Consider the following 9613-nt stretch of genomic DNA (forward strand, 5'->3'; position numbering starts at 1 on the left):
CGGCCTAAATCGCCTCGCGGTTTAATACCTGCTTGCGAAGGCGGGCATTGCGTTGCCCTTTGCTGCTTGCCGCATTGGTATCTGGGCAAGTGCTGGTGATGCGAGTGGCGTGAATTTCGCCATGGCTCGCGCTTAGCGCCATTGTGGTTTCCTCTTCGGCACCGTGGTCGTAGCAAGGCCAGTCGATTACCGTGCCAGGATGTGCGGAGCGGGCCAGGGCTTCCCATTGCCACTGATAGAGTATCAACGGGCGTTCGGGATGCTCAGCGCTGGTCAAGGCGTGCAGGTGCGGATTGTCGCGCGTTACGCCGATTGCCACCATCACATGCTTGCCACAGGGCGCAGTATCGATCTGAAGCAGAAATTCGCCAGCAATCCCGTCATGGTCGTAATCGCGTAAGCGCATGATGGGTACGATAGGACGAGCTTTGATCACCGCGGAAGTAGGGGTGTGCTCAATGTCGTTTAGATGGCTGGGCCAATGCGGGATCATGGCCGCTGGCTTATGCTCATTGGCTAGTATTGTGCTCTCCGCGAACAAAGGCGTCAGCGGCATCCGCTCCACTGGCACGCCCGGACGCTGGCGTTCCAGCACCAGATCGCCGACTTGCGCGTAAGCAAAGCCAACGCAAGGACAAGTCATGGCGAGATCAGGGTTTGACGGGCCGCAGCTGTTATTGTCACTGGGGGCGCCGCGCCAGATCAGGTGCCAGTCCTCCTTGGCGCCGTTGACCATGAACTCACGTCGCTCGCGCACGACTTCCCTGATCGGCTGGGCCAAAAGAGGGGAGGCGATCAAGGCCACCAATGGGATCAGATAGAGCGACCGCATGATGTGAATATATCGTATCTGGTTCAGCGCCCCATCACCCCTCCCGCGTCGCCAGAAACGCGGCTTCCGCCTCGGTCGTCTCGCGGCCCAGCGCGGTGTTTCGTCCGGGGAAGCGGCCGAAGCGGGTGATCTCGTCGGCGTGGGCCTGTGCGAAGGCGAGGATCTGCGCGGTCTCGGCGTGGAGCGCGGTGTAGCGGTCGAGCGCGCGGGCCTGCACTTCGGGGTCTTCGGCGTGCATCAGCGGCAACAGGAAGAAGTGGCGCTGCGACAGTGTGAGGCGCGCCTCCATGCTCTTGTCGAGGCCGTCCAGCGCGAGGGCGAGGGCTTTCTCGTCCGAGGCGAAGGCCGCAGCCGTGCCGCGATGGATGTGGCGGGGGAACTGGTCGAGCAGCAGGATCAGCGCGAGGCGGCTGAGCGGCCCCATCGCCGCCCAGTGATCGAGCGCGCCGCCACGGGCCTCTGCCAGAAGGTCGGCGAACTGTTCGGCGACCATCGCGTCGAGATTTTCGCCGCCGCTGAACCACTGCTCCGGGCCGACGTCGCGGAACCAGAAATCGAGAACTTCGCGCGCCTTGCTGTCCATGTCGTCTTACCTTCGTGAGTCGCACCAGACCATTTCGCGTACCGTCCGGTTAAGCAAGCCTCTTGTCGGTCCGTGCGTCAGGCTCTAGGCGCGCTTTCCGAAGAGATCACCGAAATCGCAGGAGCCGACATGTCCGAACTCGAAACCGCCATCGAAGCCGCGTGGGACGCGCGCGACACCGTCACCCCCGCCAGCGCCGATGTGCGCAAGGTCGTCGACGAGGCGCTGGCGCTGATCGAGTCCGGCGCAGCCCGCGTGGCCGAGCCTGATGGCGAGGGCGGCTGGAAGGTCAACCAGTGGCTCAAGAAGGCCGTGCTGCTCTCGTTCCGCCTGAACGACAATGCGCCGGTCGCGCATGGCGCCGGTGGCGCGCCTGCGTTCGACAAGGTGCCGGTAAAGTTCGACGGCTGGGGCGAGGACGAGTTCCGCGCGGCAGGCTTCCGCGTCGTGCCGGGCGCCGTCGCACGCCGTGGCACCTACATCTCGAAGGGCGTCGTGCTGATGCCCAGCTTCGTGAACATCGGCGCCTACGTGGGCGAGGGCACCATGGTCGACACCTGGGCGACGGTCGGCTCGTGCGCGCAGATCGGCAAGAACGTCCACATCTCGGGCGGCGTCGGCATCGGCGGCGTGCTGGAGCCGCTGCAGGCAGGCCCGGTCATCATCGAGGACAACTGCTTCATCGGCGCGCGTTCGGAAGTGGCCGAAGGCGTCGTGGTGGGTGAGGGCGCGGTGCTCTCGATGGGCGTGTTCCTGGGCGCCTCGACCAAGATCGTCGACCGCGCAACCGGCGAAGTCCACATCGGCAAGGTTCCGCCCTATGCGGTGGTCGTCCCCGGCTCGATGCCCGGCAAGCCGCTGCCCGACGGCACCCCCGGCCCCTCGCTCTACTGCGCGGTGATCGTCAAGACGGTGGACGCGCAGACCCGCTCGAAGACCGGTATCAACGAGTTGCTGCGCGACTGATCGAAAACGGATACGGATGTGCGCCATGTTGGAACGCGGCGCGCATCCGGTGCGTTGAAGGAGAGAAAGGGCAGTCTGTTCAGGTGGATAACCGGACAGACGCAGAGGCCCTCAACTTCGGGAGACGCGACGCCATGACTTGGCTTGACAGAACCGGGTTCAACCAGAACCGCATGCATATCGCGCGCGACCATGCCCGCGCCGGGACCACGCCGCACGTCGTTCGCAACGTGCTGGCCTTCAGTATCGCCCTTGCGCTGATCGCGCTGGCGGTGGCCTTCATCTTCGGAAAACCGCCTGCGCGCGATGCCGTCGGTTCCGCTTCGGGCTCTACGGTGGATTCCACAGTGACAGGCGGGCAGTCGCAGTAAGCCCCGCGCTTCTCGTTGGTGGCTTTGCGCCGCACCTTGCGGTAGGCCTTACGCGTACCGGCCGAGGAGACTTGCTTGCCCCTTCCCGCAGATTTGTCCGATCGCCCAGTCGACTCCGGCGACGATCCCGAGGCGCTCATCGCCGCGCTGGGCCTGATGCCGCACCCCGAGGGTGGCTGGTATCGCGAGACCTGGCGCGCCGAGGCGGCCGAAGGCGAACGGCCCACGGCAACCGCGATCCATTTCCTGCTGGAGGCGGACCAGCGCTCGCACTGGCACCGGGTGGATGCCGCCGAGATCTGGTTCTGGCATGCCGGAAGTCCCTGCGTGCTGGAGATCGCGCCGACCGATGAGGGGCCGGTGACGCGCCATGTGCTTGGCGGTGCGGTGCTCGAGGGAGAGGCGCCGCAAGTGCTCGTCCCGACCGGCCACTGGCAGGCGACGACGCCGCATGGGGGCTGGGTACTCGTCAGCTGCGTGGTCAGTCCCGGCTTCGACTTCGCAGGTTTCGAACTCGCCGCACCGGAATGGTCGCCGGGATGAAATTGAGGATGGCGTGCCTGTGTTGCTCGCTCCGAGAAGCGATTTGTCGCTCCCAAGGCAGGACTGTCCGGAGACAGGATCGGTCGGCGGCAGGAATGGGGGGCTGCCGTTGCCCTAAAACGCCTTCGATGCAAACATAGAGCGATCGTGGGAAGCTGCTCGTCACATTCGCTGGCGAACCGCTTTGAGGGGGGAATAGGGTGGAAGTTACGGGCGTTTTAACTGCCGGGGAAAGCTCCGCCGCGATGGCCTATATCAAGGCCAGGCGAGGCTTGTCGCCAAGGCAGACCAAGATAATCCTCCTGATCTTTATGTTGGCCGTAGGCGTCCCGGTAGGGACATGGGCGTCGGGTTCATGGCTGAACGCCACGTTGTCAGTGGAGTTTGCCATGGTCGGTCTGATCATAGGGGCGCTGGTGGTCCAACGCATTTCTGGGCCCTTGATGCGCAAGGCGCTCACCGAGCGGGGTCAGGCCTACGAACAGCAACTTACCTTCCGTCTTACGCCCGAAGGCATAGTCTATGATTTGACAGACCTTATAATGACCGCCCGCTGGTCCTGCGTCACAGATCTCTATCAGACTCGGAAATATTGGGTGTTTCTAGTCCAGAGCAGCGCGATGGTGTTGCCGCGTCGCTTATTCAATTCCCGCGAGGACGAACTGAATTTCATCGCCCGAGTCATGTCGCAAATGACCGCAGCTGCGCAAGAACGGAGTCCAGACGCAACGAAACTTCTGAGGACTTAGTGAAGCCTGCCTATGTCCGCGCTGGGACGACAGGCGACTGTCTCAATCCGCTCAACCGACCTCCCGCTTCTTCCCGAACCGTCGCACAAAAACAAACACGCCCGCGCCGGGTCTGTGTCGATCCGTGCGCGGGCGGTGTCTCCTCCCTGCCTTGGCTGCAATATCGATATGAGGCCTTGTCTGGATGCACTTTCCAAAAGCCGTTCCAGGCGATCCGCCCCTGCCGCGCTGCCCCCCAGCAGTGCGACAGGGACGAATTCGCCCGCTGGGGGACGAACCCCCTTTCCGGTAAAACGAGTGTTACGGCGGGCATGGTCCGTTGGCTGGGGGTCAGCGTACTGGTTTAGTGCCCTTACCGGGATCGAAACCGCAGGTGGTTTCTACTCCCAACTCGTTCCCGAAAAGGACAGGGCAAACAGAACCAGACCGGTCTGCAGCGCTGCCAGAAGCTCTTTCATGGCCTTTCGTATCCTCTTGTCCCGAAGGGCTCGCCTTATTTTGTTTCGGCCAGTCCCCTTGTTGAGACATGATCTAGCACTGCTTATCGCGTCCACAAAGTGGAATTTTAGAGAAAATCACCTTTTTTCAGGTAGTTGCACTTGCACAATTGCTGGAGCAACTATTCAGAAAAAAGGAGTGTTCGTTCATTTCGACAATGCCCCGATTAACGTTCTGTAATAGCCGGGGTTTTTCGCTGACAATTCAAGGCAAAGGTTTGCAGGCTAACTATCGGGCTTGTGGAACGACATCGCTCTCGCTGCGTTGCGACAGCGAGGCGGAACACACTTCCAGACCACCCGAAAGGCACCAGAACATGACGACGAACACGGCATCGGCCCGCTACGAGGGGCTCGGCAAGGACGGCAAGGGCGCGATTTCGACGAAGTCCGGCGTGCTCAGCGACCAGCCCTACGGGTTCGGTACGCGATTCGAAGGCAAGCCCGGCACCAACCCCGAGGAACTGATCGCCGCCGCGCACGCCGCCTGCTTCACGATGGCGACCAGCTTCGCGCTGGCCAAGGCCGGTCACGCCGACGGTACGCTCGATACCAGTTGCACGGTGACGCTCGACAAGGACGGCGACGGCTTTGCCGTGACGAAATCGGCGCTGGTGCTGAAGGCCAGCATCCCCGGCATCACCGAGGCCGAATTTGCCGAGATCGCCGATGGCGCCAAGGCCGGGTGCCCGATCTCCAAGCTGCTGAACTGCGAAGTGACACTGGAAAAGTCGCTGGAAGGCTGATCCGGCGTGATCCGCTGAAGAGGCTGGAGAGGAACAGGGGAACGATGCGCCTGCAAGCGGCGTTCCCCTGTCGGCGTTTCATTTTCAGGCGTGATTTTCAGGAGGCGGCCCGATGGCAAGACTGCTGCGGATGACGCGGGCCGACCGCCGGGCGCGCGCGGCATTCCTGCTGACCGGCGCCATGGCAGGCGCGGTGGCGCTGGGCGTCTTCGCGGCAGGGCTGGTGCCGACGCACTCCTCGATCAGCGGTGTCGACAGCCTTGCCGGCTATCATGGCGAGAGCAGCGCAAGCGGCTCCTCCTCCGATGCGTCCTATAATGCGCAGAGCGGGCCGCCGGATGTCTTTCCACAGGGAGCGGCAACACTGCCCGATGGCTATTACGCCAGTGCCTATCCCTTCCCCGGTCGCGATGGGGCGGCGGGAGGCTCCGGAGCCGACGATATGGGTGAAGTTCCTCTCGATCCCGATCTGGCCGCGCTGTCCGATCCCCCGTCTGCGACGGTGGCCAGCGATGGGGCCAGCGATAGAGGCAGCGATGGCGGCATGGCCAGCGACGCCGCGATGGCCGCGGCAACGGTCGCGCATGCCGTGCAGGCTGCCGAAGCCGGTCTCGCGCCGGTCTCCATGCCCCCTGAAACTGGCATGCAGGCGAGCGCGCTGTAAAAAACGTCACAATCGGTGTCGCGCGCAACATTGATTCCGCGCCGCACCGCTCTATAGGCGCTTTTCATGCGTACAGGCTCGATCACCCGCAAGACTCACGAAACCGACATTGCCGTGGAGGTGAACCTCGATGGCACCGGCGCCTTTGAGGTGTCGACCGGCATCGGCTTCCTCGATCACATGATCGAGCAGTTCTCGCGTCACTCGCTTATCGACATCCGCTGCAAGGTGGCGGGCGACCTGCATGTCGACGGCCACCACACCGCCGAGGACAGCGCGATCGCCATCGGCCAGGCGATTTCCAAGGCGCTGGGCGACAAGGCGGGCATTGGCCGTTACGGCCAGGTCTATTCGCCGATGGACGAGGCGCTGGCGCGCGTCGCGCTCGACATCTCGGGGCGGCCGTGGCTGGTGTGGAAGGCCGAGTTCACGCAGGTGAAGCTGGGCGAACTGGATACCGAGCTGATCGAGCACTGGTTCCACTCGATCGCGCAGGCGGTGGGCATCACCCTGCACATCGAGCTGATCTATGGCGTGAACAACCACCATATCTGCGAAGGCATCTTCAAGGGCTTCGCCCGCGCGATGCGGCAGGCGGTCGAACTGGACCCGCGCAAGGGCGGGGCGATCCCCTCGACCAAGGGCCAGCTCGGAGGCTGACGGGACCATGGCGGACGTTCTGGCCCTGATCGATTATGGCGCGGGCAACCTGCACTCGGTCGCCAACGCGCTGCGGGCGGCGGGGGCAGAGAATGTCGCCGTGACCGCCGACCCTTCGGTGGTGCGAACCGCAGAGCGTATCGTGCTGCCCGGCGTCGGTTCGTTCGGCGCCTGCGCGGCGGGGCTCTGGGGCATTCCCGGCATGGTCGAGGCGATGACCGAGCGGGTCCATGTGGGCGGTGCGCCGTTCCTGGGCATCTGTGTGGGCATGCAACTGCTCGCCACGCGCGGGCTGGAGTTCGGCGAGACGCCGGGGCTCGGCTGGATCGCGGGCGAGGTGCGGGCGATCGAGCGGACCGATCCGGCGATCAAGATCCCGCACATGGGCTGGAACGACGTGGCGCTGGGCCGTCACGATCCCGCATCCGGCCTTATCGTGCCGGGCGAAGCCTATTTCCTGCACTCCTTCCACTACGCCCCCGACGATGGGCAGGACGTGGCGGCGATGACCGATCACGGTGGCGGCCTTGTCGCCGCCGTCGCCCGCGACAACGTGGTCGGCGTGCAGTTCCACCCGGAAAAGAGCCAGTCCTACGGGCTGTCGCTGCTCTCCCGTTTCCTCGAATGGAAGCCGTAATATCATGATCGTATTTCCCGCCATCGACCTGAAGCAGGGGCAGGTCGTGCGTCTGGCCGAAGGCGACATGGCGCGCGCCACCGTCTATGGCGACAACCCGGCTGCGCAGGCCATGCTGTTTGCCGAGGCCGGTTCGCAGTACCTCCATGTCGTCGATCTCGACGGCTCGTTCGCAGGGCGTGCGGAGAACCGCGAGGCGGTCGAAGCGATTCTTGAGGCGTTTCCCGGCCATGTTCAGCTGGGCGGCGGTATCCGCACGCGCGAGGCGGTGGAGGGCTGGTTCGACCTCGGCGTCGCACGCGTGGTCATGGGCACCGCCGCGCTGAAGGACCCGCAGTTCGTCAGGGACATGGCCGGCGAGTTTCCCGGCGGCATCGTCGTCGCGGTGGACGCGCGCGACGGCATGGTCGCGACCGAGGGCTGGGCGGATGTCTCCGATGTCTCGGTCGTCGATCTGGCGCGCCGGTTCGAGGATGCAGGCGTTGCCTCGCTGCTGTTCACCGACATCGGTCGCGACGGCATGCTGAAAGGTGCCAACATCGATGCGACCGTGGACCTTGCGCGCCGCACCGACATGCCGGTGATCGCCAGCGGCGGCGTGAAGGGCCTCGACGACATCCGCCTGCTGGCGCTTCACGCCAAGGACGGGATCGAAGGCGTCATCACCGGCCGCGCGCTCTACGATGGTCGTCTCGATCTTGCCGCCGCAATCCAGATGGCCGAGCGCGAGGGATGAACCCGCTGCACCTTCTGGGCTTCGTCGCTACGCTGGCAGTCGGCTTCCGGCTGTTCATGGTGGTGCGCGATTGTCTGGAAGGGCAGGCGCGTATCCGCACCGGCACCGGCCGGGTGATGGCGCGCTGGGACCGGCGCACGAAACCGGCAGGCTTCTGGGGCGCCACGGTGTTCCAGCTGGCGGTCGTCGCGTTCCTGCTGTTCCTGTGCATGCGGATGGTGACGGCGTGAACGACAATCGCCTTGTTGCGCTGATGGTGCTGCTGATCCTCGTACCGGGCTTCGTGATGGCCTGGAACGACTGGCGCAACGGACGCGTGCGCCTGCTGCTGTTCAGCCGGATGCGTTCGGGCATCCGCGCCGACCGTGAGAGCGATCCGCGCAAGTTCCGCCTCTATACCGCGGCCAACGTCGCCCTGATCGTGTTGGTGACGGTGGGCTGCGTGGCGCTGTTCTTCAAGCCTGTGTGAGGAAGGTGATCCCATGACCGTGCGCATCCGTGTGATCCCCTGCCTCGACGTTCGCGATGGCCGTGTGGTGAAGGGCGTGAACTTCGTCGACCTGATCGACGCGGGCGATCCCGTAGAGCAGGCGCGCGCCTATGACCGCATGGGTGCGGACGAGCTGTGCTTCCTCGACATTTCCGCCAGCCACGAAGGGCGCGGGACGCTGCTCGACGTGGTGCGCCGTACCGCCGAGGTGTGCTTCATGCCGCTGACCGTGGGCGGCGGCGTGCGCAGCGCCGAGGATGCCCGCGCGCTGCTGCTGGCAGGGGCGGACAAGGTGGCCGTGAATTCGGCGGCGGTTTCGCGCCCCGAAGTCGTCGCCGATATTGCCGCCCGGTTCGGCGCGCAGTGCATCGTCGCCTCGGTGGATGCCCGCAAGGTGGCGCCCGGCAAGTGGGAGATCTTCACCCACGGCGGCCGCAAGGCAACCGGGATCGACGCGCTGGCCCATGCGGTGAAGCTGGCCGAACTGGGCGCGGGCGAACTGCTCGTCACCTCGATGGACGGCGACGGCACCAAGGCGGGCTACGATCTGGAACTGACGCGCTTGATCGCGGACGCGGTTTCGGTGCCGGTGATCGCCAGCGGCGGCGTGGGCACGCTCGACCATCTGGTCGACGGCGTGCGCGAAGGCCATGCGAGCGCGGTGCTGGCCGCCTCGATCTTCCATTTCGGAACGCACACCGTGGCCGAGGCGCATGCGGCGCTACGCTCGGCAGGACTGCCTGCGCGCGGCTGCTGATACAGCTTTTTACCAAGCGGGAAAATCGCGGAAATCCGCGCATCTGCACGTGATTCAATCGGTTTCGGTGCTGCACCGATTCGGGACACGATAAACTGCCCTCTTGCATCGGCGGGGCGGGGAGCCGAAAGGGGCCCCGGTGGCTTCCTTAACGGGTCGTCAACCAAGTCGAAAGGTCCCCCCGCCGTGCGCTCTGCGTTGTTCTCCGTCCTGCCTCTCGCACTTGCAGCGACCCCGGCTTATGCCGCGGGTACGGTGCAACTGCCGGAACCCAGCAGCATGCTGCTGTTCGGGCTGGGCGTGGCAGGCGTGGCGATCGGCCGCCGGTTCTCGACGAAACGCTGATCGCGGCGCTGTAGCGCGGGCCGCGAAGGCGAGACGC

General features: G+C 64.8%; 15 protein-coding genes. 13 read left to right on the forward strand and 2 right to left on the reverse strand.

The window, feature by feature from the left end; genetic code table 11:
• Positions 1–4: 4 nt before the first annotated feature.
• Positions 5–832 (reverse strand): hypothetical protein, encoded by an 828-nt coding sequence (locus AC3EC3_RS00450; RefSeq protein WP_488487779.1) that lies wholly within the window; start codon positions 830–832, stop codon positions 5–7.
• A gap of 34 nt (positions 833–866) precedes the next feature.
• Entirely contained in the window at positions 867–1415 is a 549-nt protein-coding gene (locus AC3EC3_RS00455; protein WP_488487780.1) for a DUF924 family protein, read from the reverse strand.
• 129 nt (positions 1416–1544) lie between these two features.
• Here AC3EC3_RS00455 and dapD point away from each other — a divergent pair, with 129 nt between their 5' ends.
• The 13 genes from dapD to AC3EC3_RS00520 all read left to right on the forward strand — a co-directional run bounded on the left by dapD (position 1545) and on the right by AC3EC3_RS00520 (position 9576).
• Positions 1545–2381 (forward strand): 2,3,4,5-tetrahydropyridine-2,6-dicarboxylate N-succinyltransferase, encoded by an 837-nt coding sequence (gene dapD / locus AC3EC3_RS00460; protein ID WP_488487781.1) that lies wholly within the window; start codon positions 1545–1547, stop codon positions 2379–2381.
• A gap of 134 nt (positions 2382–2515) precedes the next feature.
• A complete protein-coding gene (locus AC3EC3_RS00465) occupies positions 2516–2752 on the forward strand; it encodes a hypothetical protein (protein ID WP_488487782.1) in 237 nt (78 codons plus the stop codon).
• Between the two features lie 93 nt (positions 2753–2845).
• On the forward strand, positions 2846–3295 hold the full coding sequence (locus tag AC3EC3_RS00470; protein ID WP_488487783.1) for a cupin domain-containing protein: 450 nt from the start codon (positions 2846–2848) through the stop codon (positions 3293–3295).
• A 245-nt stretch (positions 3296–3540) separates the two neighbouring features.
• Positions 3541–4044: a YcxB family protein gene (locus tag AC3EC3_RS00475; protein ID WP_488487784.1), complete on the forward strand. Its 504-nt coding sequence runs from the start codon at positions 3541–3543 to the stop codon at positions 4042–4044.
• 814 nt (positions 4045–4858) lie between these two features.
• Complete coding sequence (locus tag AC3EC3_RS00480) at positions 4859–5287, forward strand: OsmC family protein (protein WP_488487785.1); 429 nt, start codon at positions 4859–4861, stop codon at positions 5285–5287.
• Between the two features lie 112 nt (positions 5288–5399).
• On the forward strand, positions 5400–5951 hold the full coding sequence (locus AC3EC3_RS00485; RefSeq protein ID WP_488487786.1) for a hypothetical protein: 552 nt from the start codon (positions 5400–5402) through the stop codon (positions 5949–5951).
• 66 nt (positions 5952–6017) lie between these two features.
• Positions 6018–6611: an imidazoleglycerol-phosphate dehydratase HisB gene (hisB, locus tag AC3EC3_RS00490; RefSeq protein ID WP_260926907.1), complete on the forward strand. Its 594-nt coding sequence runs from the start codon at positions 6018–6020 to the stop codon at positions 6609–6611.
• Between the two features lie 7 nt (positions 6612–6618).
• On the forward strand, positions 6619–7248 hold the full coding sequence (gene hisH / locus AC3EC3_RS00495; RefSeq protein WP_488487787.1) for an imidazole glycerol phosphate synthase subunit HisH: 630 nt from the start codon (positions 6619–6621) through the stop codon (positions 7246–7248).
• Between the two features lie 4 nt (positions 7249–7252).
• On the forward strand, positions 7253–7984 hold the full coding sequence (gene hisA / locus AC3EC3_RS00500; protein WP_488487788.1) for a 1-(5-phosphoribosyl)-5-[(5-phosphoribosylamino)methylideneamino]imidazole-4-carboxamide isomerase: 732 nt from the start codon (positions 7253–7255) through the stop codon (positions 7982–7984).
• Entirely contained in the window at positions 7981–8214 is a 234-nt protein-coding gene (locus AC3EC3_RS00505; protein WP_488487789.1) for a hypothetical protein, read from the forward strand. Before hisA ends, AC3EC3_RS00505 begins: the two co-directional genes overlap by 4 nt.
• Positions 8211–8453 carry a hypothetical protein gene (locus tag AC3EC3_RS00510; protein ID WP_488487790.1) on the forward strand — a complete coding sequence of 81 codons (243 nt, stop codon included), beginning with the start codon at positions 8211–8213 and terminating at the stop codon, positions 8451–8453. Before AC3EC3_RS00505 ends, AC3EC3_RS00510 begins: the two co-directional genes overlap by 4 nt.
• A 13-nt stretch (positions 8454–8466) precedes the next feature.
• A complete protein-coding gene (gene hisF, locus AC3EC3_RS00515; RefSeq protein WP_488487791.1) occupies positions 8467–9231 on the forward strand; it encodes an imidazole glycerol phosphate synthase subunit HisF in 765 nt (254 codons plus the stop codon).
• A gap of 186 nt (positions 9232–9417) precedes the next feature.
• Positions 9418–9576 (forward strand): PEP-CTERM sorting domain-containing protein, encoded by a 159-nt coding sequence (locus tag AC3EC3_RS00520; RefSeq protein ID WP_488487792.1) that lies wholly within the window; start codon positions 9418–9420, stop codon positions 9574–9576.
• Positions 9577–9613: the final 37 nt, after the last annotated feature.

Source organism: Novosphingobium sp. BAM6, from assembly GCF_057784955.1.

Bases quoted from the DNA above. Each gene is read 5' to 3' on its own strand.
- AC3EC3_RS00450 (WP_488487779.1), bottom strand. From the start codon at position 832: ATGCGGTCGCTCTATCTGATCCCATTGGTGGCCTTGATCGCCTCCCCT.
- AC3EC3_RS00455 (WP_488487780.1), bottom strand. From the start codon at position 1,415: ATGGACAGCAAGGCGCGCGAAGTTCTCGATTTCTGGTTCCGCGACGTC.
- dapD (WP_488487781.1), top strand. From the start codon at position 1,545: ATGTCCGAACTCGAAACCGCCATCGAAGCCGCGTGGGACGCGCGCGAC.
- AC3EC3_RS00465 (WP_488487782.1), top strand. From the start codon at position 2,516: ATGACTTGGCTTGACAGAACCGGGTTCAACCAGAACCGCATGCATATC.
- AC3EC3_RS00475 (WP_488487784.1), top strand. From the start codon at position 3,541: ATGGCCTATATCAAGGCCAGGCGAGGCTTGTCGCCAAGGCAGACCAAG.
- AC3EC3_RS00480 (WP_488487785.1), top strand. From the start codon at position 4,859: ATGACGACGAACACGGCATCGGCCCGCTACGAGGGGCTCGGCAAGGAC.
- AC3EC3_RS00485 (WP_488487786.1), top strand. From the start codon at position 5,400: ATGGCAAGACTGCTGCGGATGACGCGGGCCGACCGCCGGGCGCGCGCG.
- hisB (WP_260926907.1), top strand. From the start codon at position 6,018: ATGCGTACAGGCTCGATCACCCGCAAGACTCACGAAACCGACATTGCC.
- hisH (WP_488487787.1), top strand. From the start codon at position 6,619: ATGGCGGACGTTCTGGCCCTGATCGATTATGGCGCGGGCAACCTGCAC.
- hisA (WP_488487788.1), top strand. From the start codon at position 7,253: ATGATCGTATTTCCCGCCATCGACCTGAAGCAGGGGCAGGTCGTGCGT.
- AC3EC3_RS00505 (WP_488487789.1), top strand. From the start codon at position 7,981: ATGAACCCGCTGCACCTTCTGGGCTTCGTCGCTACGCTGGCAGTCGGC.
- hisF (WP_488487791.1), top strand. From the start codon at position 8,467: ATGACCGTGCGCATCCGTGTGATCCCCTGCCTCGACGTTCGCGATGGC.